General features: G+C 58.7%; 28 protein-coding genes. 8 read left to right on the forward strand and 20 right to left on the reverse strand.

Translation table 11 applies throughout. The features are described from left to right. Positions 1–7 precede the first annotated feature (7 nt). From RGV59_RS26165 to RGV59_RS26245, 17 genes are all read right to left on the reverse strand, one after another. The gene (locus RGV59_RS26165; RefSeq protein ID WP_322247090.1) at positions 8–667 is read right to left on the reverse strand and encodes an HK97 family phage prohead protease; all 660 of its coding nucleotides are present in this window, start codon (positions 665–667) and stop codon (positions 8–10) included. After that, positions 645–1,856 carry a phage portal protein gene (locus RGV59_RS26170; RefSeq protein WP_322247091.1) on the reverse strand — a complete coding sequence of 404 codons (1,212 nt, stop codon included), beginning with the start codon at positions 1,854–1,856 and terminating at the stop codon, positions 645–647. The genes RGV59_RS26165 and RGV59_RS26170 overlap by 23 nt, the downstream gene beginning before the upstream one ends. Continuing rightward, positions 1,856–2,047, reverse strand: coding sequence for a hypothetical protein (locus tag RGV59_RS26175; RefSeq protein ID WP_102617988.1), 192 nt, complete (start codon positions 2,045–2,047; stop codon positions 1,856–1,858). The genes RGV59_RS26170 and RGV59_RS26175 overlap by 1 nt, the downstream gene beginning before the upstream one ends. Beyond that, the gene (locus RGV59_RS26180) at positions 2,044–3,771 is read right to left on the reverse strand and encodes a terminase large subunit (RefSeq protein WP_322247092.1); all 1,728 of its coding nucleotides are present in this window, start codon (positions 3,769–3,771) and stop codon (positions 2,044–2,046) included. The genes RGV59_RS26175 and RGV59_RS26180 overlap by 4 nt, the downstream gene beginning before the upstream one ends. Next, a complete protein-coding gene (locus RGV59_RS26185; RefSeq protein ID WP_322247093.1) occupies positions 3,771–4,256 on the reverse strand; it encodes a phage terminase small subunit P27 family in 486 nt (161 codons plus the stop codon). Before RGV59_RS26185 ends, RGV59_RS26180 begins: the two co-directional genes overlap by 1 nt. 135 nt (positions 4,257–4,391) lie before the next feature. Continuing rightward, complete coding sequence (locus tag RGV59_RS26190; RefSeq protein ID WP_370737516.1) at positions 4,392–4,742, reverse strand: HNH endonuclease; 351 nt, start codon at positions 4,740–4,742, stop codon at positions 4,392–4,394. 47 nt (positions 4,743–4,789) lie between these two features. Beyond that, positions 4,790–5,119, reverse strand: a complete 330-nt coding sequence (locus RGV59_RS26195; protein ID WP_322247094.1) for a phage holin, lambda family — start codon at positions 5,117–5,119, stop codon at positions 4,790–4,792. 214 nt (positions 5,120–5,333) lie between these two features. Further along, positions 5,334–5,687, reverse strand: a complete 354-nt coding sequence (locus RGV59_RS26200; protein WP_322247095.1) for an antiterminator Q family protein — start codon at positions 5,685–5,687, stop codon at positions 5,334–5,336. Between the two features lie 3 nt (positions 5,688–5,690). Next, positions 5,691–6,008, reverse strand: coding sequence for a hypothetical protein (locus RGV59_RS26205; RefSeq protein WP_083272296.1), 318 nt, complete (start codon positions 6,006–6,008; stop codon positions 5,691–5,693). Positions 6,009–6,024: 16 nt separating this feature from the next. Next, positions 6,025–7,305 (reverse strand): tyrosine-type recombinase/integrase, encoded by a 1,281-nt coding sequence (locus RGV59_RS26210; protein ID WP_322247096.1) that lies wholly within the window; start codon positions 7,303–7,305, stop codon positions 6,025–6,027. Next, positions 7,302–7,733 carry a VRR-NUC domain-containing protein gene (locus tag RGV59_RS26215; RefSeq protein ID WP_322247097.1) on the reverse strand — a complete coding sequence of 144 codons (432 nt, stop codon included), beginning with the start codon at positions 7,731–7,733 and terminating at the stop codon, positions 7,302–7,304. Before RGV59_RS26215 ends, RGV59_RS26210 begins: the two co-directional genes overlap by 4 nt. Further along, positions 7,730–8,026, reverse strand: a complete 297-nt coding sequence (locus tag RGV59_RS26220; protein WP_322247098.1) for a DUF1364 domain-containing protein — start codon at positions 8,024–8,026, stop codon at positions 7,730–7,732. The genes RGV59_RS26215 and RGV59_RS26220 overlap by 4 nt, the downstream gene beginning before the upstream one ends. Beyond that, on the reverse strand, positions 8,023–8,706 hold the full coding sequence (locus tag RGV59_RS26225) for a replication protein P (protein ID WP_322247099.1): 684 nt from the start codon (positions 8,704–8,706) through the stop codon (positions 8,023–8,025). The genes RGV59_RS26220 and RGV59_RS26225 overlap by 4 nt, the downstream gene beginning before the upstream one ends. Next, positions 8,706–9,458, reverse strand: a complete 753-nt coding sequence (locus tag RGV59_RS26230) for a DnaT-like ssDNA-binding domain-containing protein (RefSeq protein WP_322247100.1) — start codon at positions 9,456–9,458, stop codon at positions 8,706–8,708. The genes RGV59_RS26225 and RGV59_RS26230 overlap by 1 nt, the downstream gene beginning before the upstream one ends. Beyond that, positions 9,458–10,117 carry a phage antirepressor KilAC domain-containing protein gene (locus RGV59_RS26235; RefSeq protein WP_416152048.1) on the reverse strand — a complete coding sequence of 220 codons (660 nt, stop codon included), beginning with the start codon at positions 10,115–10,117 and terminating at the stop codon, positions 9,458–9,460. Before RGV59_RS26235 ends, RGV59_RS26230 begins: the two co-directional genes overlap by 1 nt. Before the next feature lie 150 nt (positions 10,118–10,267). Next, positions 10,268–10,690: a phage regulatory CII family protein gene (locus tag RGV59_RS26240; RefSeq protein ID WP_322247102.1), complete on the reverse strand. Its 423-nt coding sequence runs from the start codon at positions 10,688–10,690 to the stop codon at positions 10,268–10,270. A gap of 82 nt (positions 10,691–10,772) precedes the next feature. Beyond that, a complete protein-coding gene (locus RGV59_RS26245) occupies positions 10,773–11,087 on the reverse strand; it encodes a helix-turn-helix transcriptional regulator (RefSeq protein WP_371918427.1) in 315 nt (104 codons plus the stop codon). A 20-nt stretch (positions 11,088–11,107) separates the two neighbouring features. Here RGV59_RS26245 and RGV59_RS26250 point away from each other — a divergent pair, with 20 nt between their 5' ends. Beyond that, on the forward strand, positions 11,108–11,959 hold the full coding sequence (locus RGV59_RS26250; protein ID WP_102618001.1) for an XRE family transcriptional regulator: 852 nt from the start codon (positions 11,108–11,110) through the stop codon (positions 11,957–11,959). An 87-nt stretch (positions 11,960–12,046) separates the two neighbouring features. Here the strand turns inward: RGV59_RS26250 and RGV59_RS26255 are convergent, their stop codons facing one another. Continuing rightward, positions 12,047–12,364, reverse strand: coding sequence for a DUF1654 domain-containing protein (locus RGV59_RS26255; protein WP_102618030.1), 318 nt, complete (start codon positions 12,362–12,364; stop codon positions 12,047–12,049). Between the two features lie 633 nt (positions 12,365–12,997). Further along, positions 12,998–13,228 carry a hypothetical protein gene (locus tag RGV59_RS26260; protein ID WP_102618002.1) on the reverse strand — a complete coding sequence of 77 codons (231 nt, stop codon included), beginning with the start codon at positions 13,226–13,228 and terminating at the stop codon, positions 12,998–13,000. Between the two features lie 172 nt (positions 13,229–13,400). Here RGV59_RS26260 and RGV59_RS26265 point away from each other — a divergent pair, with 172 nt between their 5' ends. Then, complete coding sequence (locus tag RGV59_RS26265; RefSeq protein WP_322247103.1) at positions 13,401–13,835, forward strand: tellurite resistance TerB family protein; 435 nt, start codon at positions 13,401–13,403, stop codon at positions 13,833–13,835. Positions 13,836–13,883: 48 nt separating this feature from the next. On the opposite strand, the gene RGV59_RS26270 is transcribed toward RGV59_RS26265, so the two are convergent. Beyond that, positions 13,884–14,093: a hypothetical protein gene (locus RGV59_RS26270; RefSeq protein WP_322247104.1), complete on the reverse strand. Its 210-nt coding sequence runs from the start codon at positions 14,091–14,093 to the stop codon at positions 13,884–13,886. Between the two features lie 11 nt (positions 14,094–14,104). Here RGV59_RS26270 and RGV59_RS26275 point away from each other — a divergent pair, with 11 nt between their 5' ends. The 6 genes from RGV59_RS26275 to RGV59_RS26300 all read left to right on the forward strand — a co-directional run bounded on the left by RGV59_RS26275 (position 14,105) and on the right by RGV59_RS26300 (position 17,264). Then, positions 14,105–14,251, forward strand: a complete 147-nt coding sequence (locus RGV59_RS26275) for a hypothetical protein (protein ID WP_322247105.1) — start codon at positions 14,105–14,107, stop codon at positions 14,249–14,251. A gap of 486 nt (positions 14,252–14,737) precedes the next feature. Beyond that, a complete protein-coding gene (locus RGV59_RS26280; RefSeq protein WP_322247106.1) occupies positions 14,738–15,097 on the forward strand; it encodes a hypothetical protein in 360 nt (119 codons plus the stop codon). Beyond that, the gene (locus tag RGV59_RS26285; protein WP_322247107.1) at positions 15,097–15,411 is read left to right on the forward strand and encodes a hypothetical protein; all 315 of its coding nucleotides are present in this window, start codon (positions 15,097–15,099) and stop codon (positions 15,409–15,411) included. The genes RGV59_RS26280 and RGV59_RS26285 overlap by 1 nt, the downstream gene beginning before the upstream one ends. A 91-nt stretch (positions 15,412–15,502) precedes the next feature. After that, positions 15,503–15,850, forward strand: a complete 348-nt coding sequence (locus tag RGV59_RS26290) for a hypothetical protein (protein WP_126589550.1) — start codon at positions 15,503–15,505, stop codon at positions 15,848–15,850. A gap of 45 nt (positions 15,851–15,895) precedes the next feature. Continuing rightward, positions 15,896–16,711, forward strand: a complete 816-nt coding sequence (locus RGV59_RS26295; protein ID WP_126589551.1) for a DUF2303 family protein — start codon at positions 15,896–15,898, stop codon at positions 16,709–16,711. Between the two features lie 76 nt (positions 16,712–16,787). Beyond that, a complete protein-coding gene (locus tag RGV59_RS26300) occupies positions 16,788–17,264 on the forward strand; it encodes a hypothetical protein (protein ID WP_322247108.1) in 477 nt (158 codons plus the stop codon). The last annotated feature ends 109 nt before the right edge of the window (positions 17,265–17,373 follow it).

A 17,373-nucleotide genomic window follows, 5' to 3' on the forward strand; every position in this document is an offset into this window, starting at 1 on the left:
AGGCTCCTTAAATGCGGGTCAACAGTGATTTGAGTGATTGCATTGCTTCTTCGGCATCCGCCTCTCGCGGTGAAACTGCGCCGTAGCCCTTGGCCATAAAGGCCTTGGCCTGGGAGCCAGAAAACCCAACCTCTCGAAGGGCTCGCTCCACTTTGCTGGGCGGCGGTGTTTCGCCGCGGGCCAGCAGAGATTTCACATCAGTGATCCGGGCCTCGTCATTGGCCGGGAAGGTGACCGGGGATACTTCCCAGAGGTCGATAGCCTTCAGCAGCCAGATACCCTTTTCCTTGTCATAGTCGTAGCCACCATCCTCAAGCATGTAGCCGATGGATAGGCCGGTAAGGCTTCCTGCCTTCATGTGTCCGTGCGCACGCTTGGCCAGAGGATCTGCCTCAACCAAGAGGCGGCCTTTGACATAAAGCCCTACGTCGTCCTCGCGCATCTCGGTGTAAACGCCAATCGGCTCGCTCATTTGGTGCTGCCAGAGCATCGCCGGCAGACGCCCTTTTTCCTTCCACCTGGCGAGACTTGCCGCAAATGCACCGCGGACAACTACATCGCTGTAGCTGTCCACGACGCCGAATACTGAGCCGTAGCCTTCGAACTCGCCGCTGTCGCTGACCGACTTAATGGTCAGCGGCACGTCAAGGCGCTGTTTTGTCTGCATCGTCGGCAGCCTCTGGATTGGTGGTCATGTTCATTGGGGTGAGGTAGATATCGCCGCCTTCGCGGGGGTTTTCGTCCTCCAGCTCGCGGCAGTCGTTGGGGCTCAAGATCCCCCACTGGATGCCCTTGCCGTAAGACTCGTACCGCCCCTTCAGATCGCCACGCATCAGCGCGCCGGCGTTGAACTTGGCGTAATGGGTAAGTCGGTCTTTCTCGTTGAGCAGACCGACTTGGATGCGATGCTCGATGCGAGTCATGATCGGAACCAGCGAGTAGTTCACGAAGCTCATGCCCATGTGCTCAATGTTGTTGAGCGTCATCTTCTCCATGCTGGCAACCAGGTGCGGCGGCACCCGGAACAAGCCGCAGATCTGCGCTTCTGTCAGCTTTTTGGATTCAATGAACTGGGTATCCTGGGCGTTAAGGCTGATTGGCTTCCAATCCAGCCCCATCTCCAGAATCATTGGCTTATAGGCGTTGGCCACACCCATGTGCTCGCCCTGAAAGTCCGCCTTGAGCCGCGCAAATGCTTCGTCGGTGAGCTGCTGTTCAGTGCGCAAAACACCGCTGGTAACGGCACCATTCGTGAAGAGCTTGGCGGCGTGAGCATCCATTGCCTGGCCCAGGCCCAGCGCTTGGCGCGCATAGGCGATTGGGTTTAACCCGTTGAGCCCGTCAAGCGTAAATAGCCGCACATGCCACAGCTCATCCTGGGTCAGCGTCCGTGTCCCCGACTTAAAGTTGACGGTGTATTCAACCGTCCAGTCGTCTTTGAGTTTTGGCGTAACGATGTCAGGGCTGAGCGGCAATAGTTCAACCACGTTACCCAGCGCCATCACCTTGTAGGCGTAGAAGTTGCCACGAAGGCACAGGCACGCCACCAACATCTCCCAGAACTCCTGGGCGGTCATGTAGCTATTCGGCGCCATAGTAATGAGTGGGTAGAGCCGGTGTGTCGTTGCGGGCAATCGAACTCGACCGGTCTGCTTAAGTAGCCGACATGGCAGCATCCCCATCGACTCGGCCAACACCCGAACGCAGTTGAATACGACCAGTTGCTGCATGGCGCTGGTAGTTGTTACTCGCTGACCGGCATTGCTTTCGTAGCCCGCACCCAGCGCCTGAGCCAGCTTCTCTGGCGTATCAATGACCTGGGCTCCGCTCTTCCTTCCAAGCATCGCGCGAAGCATCAGCGGCCCCCTCGAACAATAGAGGCCACTGACAAGGTGATTAACAGCGCACCACAGACAGTCAACGCCAGTGGCTCACCCATCCAGGACCAAAGACCACGGGTCAGCAATGCCAAACCAAGGACGCCGACGAGATCGGGGGCAGCCTCTTTCAGCGCCTCCAGCTTTGGCGGCTTGATTTCGTCGGTCATAGGGTTCGAATTCCGTGCTTTGAGATGTGGTCAGAGAGAGTGTCTTCGGGGTGAAGGTTTGCCAGGACACGCCCGATCGCCATGATCAGAGCTACGGCGCCGTCGATTTTGTTGTCGTCGCCTTGCTTGATTGGACGGACAATGTCGTCGTTCCCCGGCATGTTCTTGCCGATCACGTTGGCGATACACCAGGTCATAATCGGGTTGCCGTCATGGTGAAAACGGCCCGCCTCAATGGCGGCCTCCAACTCCTTCATGGGGTCGGACATGTTGGTGTAGTTCTGAGTGATCGTGATCGGTTCGAAACCTTGGTCATCGAGGTCGTGACTCAGTCCTGTAGCGCCGTGAGGGTCAATCGGGCACTCACGCACCGGGGCATGGTGGCTTGCCTCCTTGGTGTCCTCAAGGATCTCGCGGTAGTCGACTTCAGCACCGTCGGTGACATCCAAATGCTTGGAATGAATCCAAGCCTGGAATCGCTCAGCCATCCGTTTGTTGTCGGTGTTGAAAGCGGTGTCGTAAGGAACCCAGAACTTCGGCGCGATGCTGTAGTAGTGATTTTTCCCATCGATGACGCGCCAGAACAGTCTCGCCCTTGAGTTCATGTCGAGCTTTCGTGCCAAGTCGAAACCTGCAATCCACTCCTGCCCCTCGAACTGCTCCAGGGTCAGCGACGTGTCTTCGCAAGCCTTCCAGCTTTCCATGTTGTAGAAACCGGACTTGGCGCTAACCCAGAGGTTTAGGTGCTTCGTTTTGAAGGTGTTGGCAAAGCGTGCTGAGCGAATTGCTCTGGCCTGCTGACTTTCCAAGTACTCCTGAAACACAGAAACGCCGTGGTTCGGGTTGGCCTTGGCCAGCATCTTCGGATCGGTCCAATCGTCACCCTCGTCCAGGGTCCAGATCCAGCCGAATAACTCTTCGTCCGGCACGGTGCCGGCCAGCATCTCGACGACCTGGCGGCGCTTGTCGTAGCACGGGCCCTCAATGTCGGCGCCGGCGGTCGTGATGATGAACATCAACGGCTGACGCCGGGCGCCCATGCCTGTGAGCATGGTGTCGTACTGGGCCGACGTTGGGTGCTCGTGGTATTCGTCGACGATGGCGCAGCTTGGCGAGGCCCCGTCGCCCGGGTTACCGATCAATGGCTCGAACCGGCTGAAGTCGGACGGGATGTTCATGTTCGAGGCGTTAACCTCGATCCCTGCGGCTTGAATCAGCATCGGTGACTTGCTGACCATGAGCTTCGCGGGCCGGAAAACCTCCCACGCTTGCTTCTCTGTGGTCGCACCGGCGTATACCTCGGCACCAAATTCGCCATCGGCAACGAACATGCTGATGCCGACACCGCCCGCAACAACAGATTTTCCGTTCTTCCTGGGCACTTCCCAGTAGCTTTCACGGAACCGGCGGTGTCCGCCCTTCTTCTTGACCCAGCCGAATGTCACGGCCAGACCGAAAAGCTGCCAAGGCTCCAGCGTAATCAGCTGACGCTTGAATGCCCACTCGCCCTTGGTGTGCGGGAGAAGCTGCATCAGCTTGAGCTTCTTCTCTGCCTTGGCCGGGTCGAACTTGAAACGGAACCCGCGCTTGCGGCTCGCGGCCAGATCATCGAAGTGGCGCTGCACCGCCTGGTGGATATAACGGCACGCAGGAACCTTACCGCGGAGCAATGACCGACCCCACGCCGTTGCCTTGTCGACATTGGGGTGGGCAGATTTGGTCATCAGGTTCTCAACAGGTTCGCAAATTCGTTGGTTTCTTTCTCCTTGTTTCCGCCGATCAACCGGGTGCGGCTGGCCGGGTCCAAGCCCAGCATCGAACCGAACGTCACCATCTGGCGCATCGTTTCGTTCGCAGCGGTCAGGGCCGGGTTTTTCATTGGCCCGCCAGTGGCACCCTCAACCACGATGCCGTTCTTCTGGATAGATTCCTGTGCCAGCCGCCAGTTGTCGTAGGCGCTACAGAAGGCCTCAACGTTGTGCAGGTCCGTGATTGCCACCACGTTCTCGCGCAGCAACTCAGGGACAATCATGTTCCACATAGTGGCGGCCCGAGGGCTGAACCACTCCGGTGGGTCGATCTGGGTGATCTTGGAAAACTGAGGTTCGGCTGTATTCAGCGCGCGCTTGCCAGGGTTTCCGGCGAGTAATTTTTTGGCCGTTGGCTTGGGTTTGCGACCACGGCCGGCGACCGTGGCGGTGCCTCCCATCGCGCAACTCCTGAATTTTTAATTTCGCGGGTGTAAGAAAAAGGCCAAGGGGACGGTCTAGCTCACGAAAAGCCCGAACTTTTCACCCTCCCCCTCCCGTATTGAGATTCATCCTCATTACGGCGCTCGAATCGGTCAATTCGCACGATTTCTCGATGGATTGCCCCAGCCGCCGTCCTCGGACGCCGTCTTTCTGCTGTGGCAGGGATGGCACAGGGCTTGCCAGTTCGAACTGTCCCAGAACACGGCCTTGTCACCCTTGTGAGGAACGACGTGGTCAAGGTCAGTAGCCGCGACCACCAAGCCCTGACGCTCGCACTCAGCACAGAGAGGATGCTTGGTCAGGTACGCCTTGCGAGCCTGCTGCCACTTGTAGCTGTACCCACGCTGGGCGCTGGTCTCACGCTGCTGCTCACGGCGCTTGGCCTCGGCGCTCTTTCCGATGTCCTTGTGGGCATCGCAGTAGCGCGGGTTTCGGGTAAGCACGTTGCAGCCCTGAGCGTTACAAGGTTTCTTTGGCCTGAGCGGCATGATCAAGGCGCCCTGTTTGGCAACTTGAAGTCAGTCACCCTATCGGCAATTGCACGAACCTTCTCGACACCGAGCAAGCCAACCCAACCACCAACGAACGCAGCCATGCTTTGAGGAAGTCCGAAGAACTCGAAACCGCTGATGATGGTCAGGGTGAGCCCGCCGCAGATGGCGCCCTCGACCAGCATCTGGCGGCGCGTACCACCGCCGTAGGTGATACGCAACACAGCCATGGCACAGGAAAGGCCAGCCGCGTACAGAAGGGGCGAATGCTGGCTCAACCACGCAAGCACAATCGCCCAGGTGTCTGGCTTGTCTGGCATGTTCGGCATCTCAGGTTCCTCCCTTTCGGGGAGCGAATAGATCCAGCTCCAGCAGCACTCCCAGCTCGGAGCGATGGGTGTGGTGGAGCCGAAAACGAAAAAGCCCCGGCAAATGCCGAGGCTCAAGGAAGTGTAGAAAGCAAAAAGCCCAACTCTAGGGTCTGGCTTTGCTCGCGGAAAAACCGCAAAGTAACTTAAATCTATATATCGTCCCCCGGGCCTGTCAAGCAGCCTGACGACGAATATCTAAAGCCCCATCAATCCAGGCAATGCCGGCCTTCCACAGCCCGCGCGTCTTCTCTTCGCCGAAGCCCATCTTCTTTCCGACTTCCATCAATGAACTGTCGCGGGTGGTGTAGTACTTCATCAGCACCTGGCCGCATTCGTGGTACCGCTTAAGCAGACGGCCCATCAGCCCATCGATCATAAGCGCGTCGTCATCGGTGATCATCGGCGACAGGATGGTGTTCTCGCGAGAGGCGCAGCAGGACACACCGGAGCCCAGGACAACCCAGCGGCCCCAATGCTCGAGCAGATCCTCGGCGGTGCGTTCTTTAAAGCTCGGTGTGAAGGCCATGGCTCAATCCCCTTTGTAAGATGAGCGGCCTGGGCCGCGGCTATTGTTCTGTTGGTAGTCATCAGCCATGCGGCGCGACGGGCTGACCGTAATCATCAACCTACTGCGCTCCCGCCTGACCATCCGACCGAGCTGAACCACCAGGTCCTCGATCAGCAGCGGCTCAAGCGTCTGGGCATGGACGAAGCCGGACGAGTGACATCCGATGCAGTCGAGCTCGTGAAAGACGCCCTTGATCATCCCTTTGCCGGCGCATGACGGGCAGTCCGTGAGCGGTATCAAGCTGCGCACCAAGGCGGGGCCACTGCTCTTTTTCATCATTTTTAAACCTCGCCTTTTATGGTTTCTGGATTTGGCTAGAGGCCGCGCCATTCAAGGCCTCGGCGCCATTGTGCGAATTTCCGTTTCTAGTCATGGTCGAGCGGTGAATCAGGTTGAAGCCCTTCCCGTCTAACCATTCATGCCACTTGTTCAAGGCCTCACGCTTGAGCAGTTCCGCCGAGGTATGGATGTAGGTCTGCACGTTGCGGGTCATGGTGTGGTTGACCAGCATCTCGCCGATGAGGAAGTCGACGCCCAGGTCGGTCCACCCGGTGCGGGCAACCTTGCGCAGGTCGTGGCTGGTCCACTCGCCCTTACCCAACCGGGTGAACACGGCACAGGCCTGACTATCACTGATCGGGCCACGGTTGCGCGCCGGGAACATGTAGGTGCCCTTGTAGCCCTTGGCCGCCTGCCAATCCCGGTACCGCTCCAGCAGAGCGCATACCTGATGGGTCAGCGGCAGGTGATGCTCGCAGCGGGTCTTGGTGTTCTCGGTGGGGATGAACCACTCACCCTGCTCGCCCAAGGTCAGGTGCGACCATTGGGCCTGCCTGGTCTCCCCGGAGCGAGTGCCGTGGCACAACATCATCAGGGCCAGCATGCAGTCCCGAGGGTGTTGGTCGAAGCCGGCGGCCAATTGCCCGATCACTTCCTCGAGCTGGACGGCGCGCAGCCGTGATGGCTTGGGTTGGATGCGGGCCTTGGTGAAGTCGGTGAACTTGAACCCGGCGATGGGGTTGGTGGTGATCAGCCGCAGTTTCTCGGCCTGGCGGAATGCGACCACCAGCACACCCCACATCAGGCGGACGTAGGACAGGGACATTTCGGCCTGCATCGGCCACATCACCAGCTTGTCGAGTGTCGAGCGGTCCACCTCTTCCACCGACAGATCGGCGAGCCGTGGCTTCAGGTGGCAGGAGATGATCGAGGTGTTGGTAGAGCGGCGCTTGGCCGACAGGCTGCGGTCAACGGACTGGCGGGCGGTGAACCAGTCCAGCAACTGGCCAACGGTCTGCAACGTGCCAGCGGCGGCTGATGCCTTCGGGTCGGCTGCCAGGCGTTCGCGGATCTTCGGCAGCGCGCTGACCAACCCCTTCACCGGCAGCTCTGGAAATCCGGCGATCTTCTCCCACTTCTTGCCCACCACAAGGTGCCAAGTCCCGCGATCACGGTTTTGATGGAAGCGGAAATACACGCCTGGGTACCGAGCATCACGCAGGTCACGGATATGGGTATTGCCGGCCTGCCGCCGGATCTCTGCGTCGGTAAACGAAGTGAGCAGTGTCTGGGTCATGCGGCGGCCTTGGTTTGAGGTTGAAGAAGGTAGGCCCTGATGGCCTCAATGGCGTCGACGTGCCCACGGCAGACGATGGCCAGGTAACCCTGATCAGTCAGCGCCTGTAGGTATGCGTCCTGGGCCGGGGAGACGGCGGCGTCATACGGCGCCCGGGCCTTGAATTCGATGTACAGGCCGAAGTAACCGCCGCGGGCCATCGGCAGCACCAGGTCAGGAACTCCAGCCTTCACGCCCTGCTCTTTCAGCTTGATCGCCACCAGCTTGTGCCGGTGGCCACCGTTCGGGACGTGGAAGATCAGCTTCGAGGCGGCGGGATAACGCAGGCTGATCTCCTTGATCAGCGCGGCCTGCTCGAGGCCCTCGCGGTCGATTGACTTGGCACGCACCGGCTTGACGCTGAAGGCCTTCGGGCTGAACGGTTTCAAAGCTTCACCTTCCCTTCGCGAATCAGGATGTCCTGGGTACGCATCACGCCCTCGGCGAGGTAAAGACGCACGTCGTCATGGGTCAACTGCACCGGCGCACGCAGGCGGCCGTCGGCGATGTCGTGGCAGTAACTGCAGGCCCAGGCAGCCTGGAAGTCATTGGGCTTCATGCCCACGCCACAGGTACCGGCCAGGCGGTAGTGAGCCAGTACTGTGGTGGATGGCTCGCAGGAGCAGCCGGGAAACCGTACTTGGCACTCGCGATCGCGGGCGGCTTTGGTGAGTTTGCTCATCTGGAGCCACCTGCTAGCCGGGCGCGCAGTTCGGCGATAGCTCCCTTGCCGACTTCGGGAGTGATTCGGCCATCTACCTTGGCCGGCAGCGCCTTGGGCATTGACTGAAGCGGCAAGCCGTCGAGCAAGCGCCGAATAGTGATCGTGTAGTTCCGGTCGAACAGCTTCAGGCTCAGCGCGGCATCGAGCTTGTTCAGGCTCTCAAAACCGCATTCTTTGGCCGTGTGCCAGACAGCATCGTGCGACCACTTGCCCTGCCCCGCCATGCCTGGATGGGCGTTCCTCACGGCTTCACGGTGAGCCGCTGCCAAGGGAGGCAGGCCGAGCATTTCCGGGGTCGGCTTGCACCATTCAATGAACTGACCCGGGCTCGGGATGAAGTCGGACACCTGCTTGCGCGCCTTGATCATGCCGAATTCGATCTGGCCCTGGGTGCGGATGCCTTCGTCGAGGAAGGCTTGCATCCACTGGACCTTGGCGGCTCGGTAGGTCTCCTTGTCCGGCCAGGCTTGGCGCCATGCTGAGCGAATGAGACGAAGCTCAGTGAACAGATCGTTTATAGCGACCGCCATCTGGTGTCGGCCTTCGTCCTGGGGCGCCTGGATCTCATCTTTCGGGATGAACTCACCGGCTGCGGGGTTAGCCCAAAGGCCCTGGGTAACGGCGGATACTTGCTTCATCACGATTGCACCCCGTTCTGCCAGTCGATGTCGTCGTCATCGAAGTCCGATGCCGGTGCTGGCTTCTGACGTATCGGCGTGACGTTGGTGGCGGCAGCGCGGGCCTTGTCGTTGTTCACCCACTTGACCAGCATGCTCACCCACTCAGCCTGAGTGTTGACCTGGTGCTGTGGCTCGTAGTGGCCGGTGAATGCGACCCGCACTTTCTCGGTGAACAGGTCAAGCGACAGGCCATGATGAAAGGCGTAGGTTTTCAAGAGCTTTTCGTCCGGCACCCAGTCGAGGGTCATCTCGCTGGGCATGCGAGGGTCGACTGGCTCCCGCGCAGAGAGAGGGTTTTGATCTTCTCTTCTCTTCTCTTCTTTAGGTAACGCACCGCTAACGCTCGAAGCGTTAATTTTTCCGTTGCTTGCCTTGTGGTTTGCCACTCGCTTTGCGGTAAGAAGCCTGTTTTTTGCGGTCTTCCCGTTGTGGCGGTCGAAGTGCGGGAGGCTGATAACGCCGTCGATCTCGATCATCCAAGCAACAGATTTCATGTGTTCGCAGAAACCGATAACGCCAACGAGACGATCAAGTAACTTTTTGCTAACGCTCGGAGCGTTACCGTTCTCTGTTTGCTGGTCGAACCAGCCCCACACACGCATCAGCTTGCCGACGACAGCATCAGGGTCGATATCGGCCAAGTCAGCGATCTGGCAAACCTCGGGCTTATCCAGGGTGGTGAGTTCGAATTTTATCCAGTCGCCGGCCATTACAAAGCCTCCTGAAGGACTGTTGCGAGATGGGTGATGCCTTTGCGGGTGACCATGACCTGCTCGACCACCTTGAGATCTTCCTCGGCGCCCTTGCCTACCTTGACCAGCTTGTGCTCGAGCAGGCCGGCGGTGAGGCGGGGTTGGTACGCAGACCAGGCCGAGAACGCGGCGCGGCGGTATATCCAGCGGTTGTCGCTGAGCCACTTGAAGAGTTTCAGCGGGCCGATGCCCAACTGCTTGGCAGCCGAGGTGATGCAGATAGAGCCGTCGGTGGCGGACAGGCGCTCCAGGGCTTGAACCTTGGGCGCCTGCTGCTGGATTACCTGGTGCAGCGAAGCGTTCTGCTTGGCCTGATCGGCGGCTAGTTGGAGGGCTTCGGCGAAGTTGGTGGGGATTTGGAGCTGCCCGACAACCTTCGACTCCAACTCCTGCCACCGGTCGATCACACGAGCTCGGTGCTCGTCGCTGTAACCCGCGATCACTAGATGGGTGTCACGCTCCGTAAGGTCGTAGACATCAATTGGACGCCCGCCAGTCGACTCTCGGCGGCTTTTACGATCAGATCGTAAAAGCCCTTTACTGAAGAGCCGCTCGATTGTCGCGATGACATCGTTGTGGCGAGCCTCTACCAGATCTGCGATCTCGCGCGAAGACATTGTGTGGCGCGACACCTTTTCAGAATTGCCAAAAAGTGTCGCGACACTAGGGGTATTGCCAGGGGTAGCTGTCATGTTCATAATGGCCCCACGAATTGTTTCTGCTGTTGAAAGAACCGCCCTGCCAGGCGGTTTTTTTATGCCTGTGATTCAGGCGGCCTTCAGCGATTCGCGCAAAACTTGCAGAGCGTCTATCGCCTCAAGGATTGCTTTATCGCCCTGGGCTTTTTCGTGCTGGCTGATGTGGTTGTCCGCCGTAGCATCGAAAATCAATCGACCAACATCACCGCATTCCGCGGACAATAGGCCCAGCGCGGTCATCAGCGGTTTGGCTTTAGGCTTTTCACGAGCCACGAGGTCAAAACCGAATTGGTCAGCGAGCGCCACCAGCGGGCGCATGTCTTGTGTGTGGAGCAGCACGCCAAACAGATGCTCGATCGTTAGGTGGTGCGCCGCGTTGTCCGGGTTTGAGCGCTGCAGAAGGCTCACGTGAGCCATGCACATTTTTCCTGCCAGCTCCTCTGCCCCGCTATCCTTGATGGTGGTGTGGCAAGCCCTCAAGAAATCTTCCATTCGTAAAACCTCAAATCTGTTTCAGTGGTGCCCCGACGGTTCAGGGGCGATCATTTAGTCAATGCGATGGCGGACAGGGATTTCAGGCGGCTGACTGAGATGAAATTCCCTCAGGCGGAAATACCTCATCAAGAACGCACTCAGCTCCAAGGGTGTTCAACGCAGACACGATCAACCGCGCCTCGCTAAGTCCTGGGCAACGCAGACCGGACTCGTAATTCGCGAGGCGCGATTGATTCCACCCAAGCGACCGACGAAGTGCAGCCTGGGTAATCCCGGCTTTCTCTCGAATGTTTCGGACGTGGTTCATGAAAATCGCTCCTATAGCTATTGGCCCAAGGATAAACACGCATCGTGTTAAAGGCAAACACAATAAGTGAGTGCGCAGATATTTCATTTCGTGATGGAATCCAGCGTATGAATGAAACTATTGGTAAGCGCATTAAGCGCCTTAGAACTGCCGCGAAAATGTCCCAGGCCCAGCTGGCAGATGCCTGTGGATGGAAATCGCAATCGCGAATAGGAAACTACGAGGCGGACTCGCGAGAGCCGTCGTTTGCGGATATTGAGTCCATTGCGAAGGCACTCAGGGTTGATAAATCTGAGCTTTTACTAGACCTTCGCGGCGCGCCAATAAGCGACGCCAAGTCCGGCACGACCAGCCTTGCACCTGTGACGCCGAAGACGTCCTCTGCTGACTTGGTCGCCCAAATGCTGGCGAGGCACGGTAAGAATCTTCCAAGCGAGGCACGCCAAAGAATCGCTGACGCGGTGCGGGATGCTGCGGAAGAGGTCATTTCGGGAAATGTGATCCAGGCAGACTTTTCGGGTCTCAAGGCTAGGCCGGAAGAGATCATCATTCGCCAATATGACGTGCGCGCCTCTATGGGCCACGGCCAAGTGCCGGGCGACTACAACGAGGTGATTAGGAACCTGGTCATCCGTGAGGACGTGCTGCGAGAAAAAGGCATCACCTACACATCCACTCACTCCTTGGCAATGATTACCGGTTGGGGCCAGAGCATGGAGGGTACGATCAACGATAAAGACCCGCTGATCGTCGACAAGGGCGTCAACGAGTACGCAGGCGACGGTATCTACGTCCTCACCTGGCATGAGCACCTATTCATTAAGCGAATTCAAATGCTGGATTCCGAGCGTTTCTTGCTGGTGTCCGACAACCCGCATGTAAGGGATCAAGAAGCCCGTATTGAGGATGTGACAGTCCACGCCAAGGTTCTGCTGATCTGGAATGCGAGAAAGGCTTAAGTCATACCCCTCGCTAAACCAAATCAGCAGCTGCACCGCTACCTGCAAGGCATTTCCCCCGCCGTTGAGCTGGCTCTTCGGCATTCGTCAGAAAAGCGCTGGCTCTTCAATGGGCTCGACTTCGCCTGTATCAATCAGCCGATCCTCATCGCTTGGCGCCTCCCATTCCAGTAAGACACCGCCATCATCCTGGAAGATCATATTCACGCCGTCGGTCTCGGCTATCTGCCCCATTACCTCCTCCCATTCCGCGTCCCGATCCGTTTCCAGTCTATGAATAAGCGCTGCGCATCTTTCCTGGGCGCGTGGCGAATTTATCATTGACGAAACACGCAGACCTAGCCGTTCCACGCTGCTCATCTCCTGCCGTGCTGCTGGTTTAGCCTGCTTCGCTGCTTTTGCCATATCACCCTCCCGATAGCTGTACATACATCCAGTTGTAGCAAAATCATATATCACGCTGCGTGAATTTATAACCCTCCAGATAGAGAAATTCAGCGGGGGAACTCACGAAAATAAATCACGATGCGTGTTGACACGCGAAACACGATGCGTGATATTTAAGGCCGTCGCAGCAACACACAGCAGCCACGAAGGCATCACCGCTCTTTAACAGTCAGCGCAACACAGAAACACCAACAGACCGCATTGCCTCTACCGGCGACCGGCGATCAGACGGGTCAGATAGCCCGCCCACGACAGGAGAACCCTGTACGGCTGATCGAGAGCGAAACGCTCGAACCGCGCGAACGACCTGGCAAGCAGTGCGCCCCGCCCCTCCGGCGGCAATAGGACGGACAGCATCACTGAAGCACCTTCTTGCGAGGGTGCTTTGGGATGACAGAGAGGATAGGAATATGAAAAGCGGCGCTGAAGAGCTACCGAAAATAGAATCGCCTTCACTGCAAGTCCGCATAGAAGCGGCACTCATGACGCTGGCTTGCCAGGGCGACCCAGGGCTACGGACAAAGCTCAGCCTTATGCACCCTAGCCAAGACATCGACAAACAAAGCTGCTTGAAATTTGCAACGATCGTTCTCAGCCGGACGATAGCTGCTTCATTACGAGCTTTGCCTCCTCAGGCGATTGAGACGATTTCGAAAGAGTTAACTGAATATCTCTTTTCAGAATTCGAATGTCCGTGACTGCGTGCCAGAAGCCGTTCGCTACGAAGATCGCATCACCAATCTTGATCGGCTCGTCGCTCTCGTAGGTCTTCGGGCAGGAATCATCAAAGTCGAATCCGTACTTCAGTTTGAATTTGCGCATAGCAAGTTCGCCCTCCTTTGCAGGCTGCGTTGTGTGAGAGCGCTCAGCCTATCGCAAAGCCCGTCACCTGGGCAGTGGTGAGCTGGCCGCCGGCCACCCTATTGGCAACGCATCACTTCTGCACCTTGGTAACAGGGTGCAGCGGGATGTCACCCAACCCAGAGGAATAACCATGTTAGGTAAATTGTTCGGCAAGAAATCCGGCCAGGCCCGTGCGGCAGTCGCCAAGCTGGCAAACCGCGACCTGATGGAAGCGGTGGTGTACGGATCGATCTACGTTGCGGCCGCCGACGGCGACCTGGAAGAGAGCGAGCTGTCGAAGGTCGAAACCATCCTGAGCAACAACCCGGCGCTCCAAGGCTTCGGTGCTGAGCTGTCCAACACCATCGACCGCGCCAAGACCGACTTCAAGTCAGGGGCTCGCATCCTGCGGCAGAACGCCGAGAAAGAGCTGGGCGACCTGGCTCACTCCCCGGCCGAAGCGCTGACCGTACTCAACGTGATGCTCACCGTGGCCGAGGCCGACGGCGAGATCGAGCCGGCAGAGCTGACCGCCCTCGAGCGCAGCGCAAAGCTGCTGGGGCTGAATCTGAAAGACCACCTGTAAGCAGCACTTCTGCCCATTCACTGAGTGGGCAGCGGGACGTGAATGTTGTCAGTTGCTTTCGTTTTCTTCGGCAACTCGTCGCTCTTCGGCAAGCTCGGATTTTGCCTCTTTCAACAGAGCAATCAGGTCATCGACCTCCTGATCAGCAAAGATCAACACGTGCTCCTCGCGATCCCCTTGATCCTGCTTGATGCAGATGTTCCCGGCCTCAGAGACGTAGACCTCTGCCCCGTATCGCGGCTCAATTTTTCCAACCATGGAGTGCACCTATGCGATTTACCTACGAAGTGAAGGGTGGAATGTACATCTACAAGGGGCCGAGAGGCCATGGCGGAATCGCCTACTCGCTCGACCAGGTTAATGAGCGCCTGACCAAGGCATATGGTGCTGACGGCTACGAGCTTGCCGAATCCTGAACAACCAGCGCCACGACAGCCTGTCGTTAACTGCCCGAGCACCTGGTACTCCCCAGCACCAGGCCGCATCGGAGAGTGATCGAAGCGTGCCCAAGCGGGCTGCAGCGCTAGGATCGCAAAGCCCCGTAAATCTCCTGAGCTGGGTTTGCCAGCCAATACAAGAAACGCGGCGGGAAACAAGCAGGGGTAGCGCCCTGGTGTTTCGATCACTCTCCGATGCGGACGAACACCCGGCGCGCGCCGGCCACCTGCATTTGAACCTACCCAGAACGGAGGATTGGCAGCCATGTAAACAACAAACCCAGGCGCTCGACCGCCACCCCCTGCGTGACATAGGGAGGTCTATGTACCGCAACGAAAGCCCGGTCCCGATCGGGCTTTTTTACGCCTCGCCTTTATCCGTCAGCACCCTCCCCTGGGCCAACCGGCACACACCAGGCGGTCAGGTTGCTGACGAATAAACGCAACCCACCATAAGGAATCGTGATGAACCAAACCATTCGCCAAAAACAAGCGGTCCTGCAGGCGTTGCGGGATCGGTTTGCACTGTCCACCTCGGAGATGTACGTGATGATCGGTCGCGAAGAACCAGTGAAGACGCCCCGTTTCAACGTAGTGCCGCTCGGTAAGAACCTGTTCGATGTGGTCGAGCGCTCCAGCGGCGTATCCCGCGGCGAACGCATCGGCCACGACGGCGCGTGCCACTTCGCTGATCAGCTCGAGCGCAACGCCGACTTCTTCGATGCGGCGAAGGCAACGTCGAAGCGTTTCGGGTGGCGCATGGCGCGCTGGACGGCTGGCTTCGCGGCACTGCTGGTGGTGTTCGCCTACTACGGTGCGCAGTAATGATCGGCGTACCGATGGTCAACCCGAAAGACGCGGTGATCGCCGACCTCAACCGCCAGATTGATGCGTTCTACGGCGCGGGTAAGAAAGCCCAGGTCATCCCGCGCGGCGTCAGCGCTGACGGGCCTTTCAATGGCACCACCGCCCACCACGAACGCCTGCGTGCCCAGCGCGACAAGCTGGCACCGTTGGTGCGCGCCGAAGCGGCCAAGGGTGTCGTAGCCAGCGTGGCAGCAAAGAACCTGGGCATGCACATCAAGCGCGTGACGCTGATCGCCCAGGAAAACGGCTTCAAGTTCGCCGACACCCCATGAGGCGCATCAGCAACCAGGTGCGCCAGCGCCTTCGCCAGTCGCAATTCAACCTACCACCCAGCGGCCTGCAGGCCATCCCGGAGAAACAGCCATGTCCACCGCAACCAATACCGCCGAGTTCCTTGAGGAGCTGAACGGCGGCGCATTCGCCAGCCAGATCGGTCACGCCCTTTCCGAAGTAGCCGCCGGTGTTGTTGACCACGGCAAGGCCGGCAAGCTGGTCATTACCCTGGACTTCAGTCAGATCGGCGAATCCAGCCAGGTGAAGATCAAGCACAAGCTCGACTACAAGGTGCCGACCAAGCGCGGTACCCGCAGCGAGAACACCAGCCTAGACACGCCGATGCACGTTGGCTCCGGCGGAAAGATCACCCTCTTCGCTGAAAAGCACGATCAGCTCTTCACCCGCGAAGAAGCGCCAATCAAGCCCCGTATCTGATCAATCCCGCCTCACCCTCCCTTCCGCAACCCAAGGAAATAACCGATGTCACTTACCAAAGATGCAATTCAGCTCATCACTGATACCGCGCTGGAAGCCACCGGCAAAAAGCTGGAAACGCTGGTCCCTACCGTGGTGTTGCCGGAAAGCGCAAAGGTCATCGATCTTGAGCGCTTCCAGGCTGGCCGCAGCCGCTTCCGCGGCACATACAGCACCCACTCACTGGCTGATTTCGGCGCTTACGTCGTTGAACGCGCAGCGCCTGGAGCCCGCGGCTTCATCAATCAGGACGAAATGAGCTGCGGCCTGCTGTTCAACCTCGGCACTGCCGCAGCACCTGGCCACGCCGACGACCGCGCCATCCTTCGCCTGAAGGCAACAGCCGGCTACACCGCCGCCCAGGCAATCGGTGGGCGCGGTATCAGTCAGAAGGATTTGAGCGATTGGATCGAGGACTGGCACCAGTACCTCACCCCGGTCGACGAAGCCGGTAACCCCATTCCTGTGGCCAAAGCCATCGCTGCCGTCCGCACGATCACCATCAAGGCGTCCAGCGAATCGGAAACTACGGTGGGCGAAACCAGCGCAAGCCGCAGCGCTATGGACCAGATCGAAGCGCGCAGCAAAGAAACCCTGCCTGTGTCGTTGCAATTCCGCACGGTGCCGTTCGAAGGCCTGACCGAACAACAGATCACCCTGCGCCTCTCGGTCATCACCAGCGGCTCCCAGCCGGTACTGAAACTGCGCTGGGTTGGTGAAGAGGTCCAGCGCGAAGACATCGCCCAGGAGTTCAAGGCAGTACTTCAACGCAATATTGGCGAAGCTGCCGTGTTGTCGCTGGGCGCATTCGATCCGAAGTAACACCAAGGCCGGGAGACCGGCCTTCCTACTCGCTGCATCCGGTAACCGGAGGGCGGCGCTTACCCGGAGTAAACCCATGACCAAGCAAGCACAGCAAACAATCGCCGCTTCCGAACTCCCTGAGCGCGGCCAACCTCTGGCCGGCGGCGTGTTCGTAACCCGCTACTGGCTCGGCGGCGTAGAGCGCGCCCTGATCCTTCTGCCTGACGAGCTCAACGGTGTCTGGGGCGAGTATGGCGTCGAGATCAAAGGTGCCGGCAGCTACAGCGACGGCGAAGCGAACACCCGCGCCATGGCCGAGGCCGGCAGCGAGATCGCCGCAAAAGCACTGGAACTGGGCGGCTTTATCCCATCCTGCCTCGAGGGTCAGTTGCTGATGGCGGCCAAGGCTGATGGCCTGGTGGAGCTTCGCGATGACCGCTACCACCACCTGAGCACGCAGCGCTCCGCCTACTACGCCTACTCCATGGACTTTGCTGTTGGCTGGCTCGGCTACGACGACAAGTGCTACGAGCGGCTCGCGCGCCCTGTCCGCAGCCTCCCTATTCAGTAATTCATTTCTTCATTGATTTTTCGCAGGTGATTCCCGGGAGCGCCAGGACGGCGCTCAGACCAGAAGCTCGTCGGGAAGCGCCGGCTACCTGCACCCTTATCTCGCTCAC

The sequence above is a fragment of the Pseudomonas sp. FG1 genome, from assembly GCF_034313875.1.
In the GTDB taxonomy this organism is placed as follows: domain Bacteria; phylum Pseudomonadota; class Gammaproteobacteria; order Pseudomonadales; family Pseudomonadaceae; genus Aquipseudomonas; species Aquipseudomonas veronii.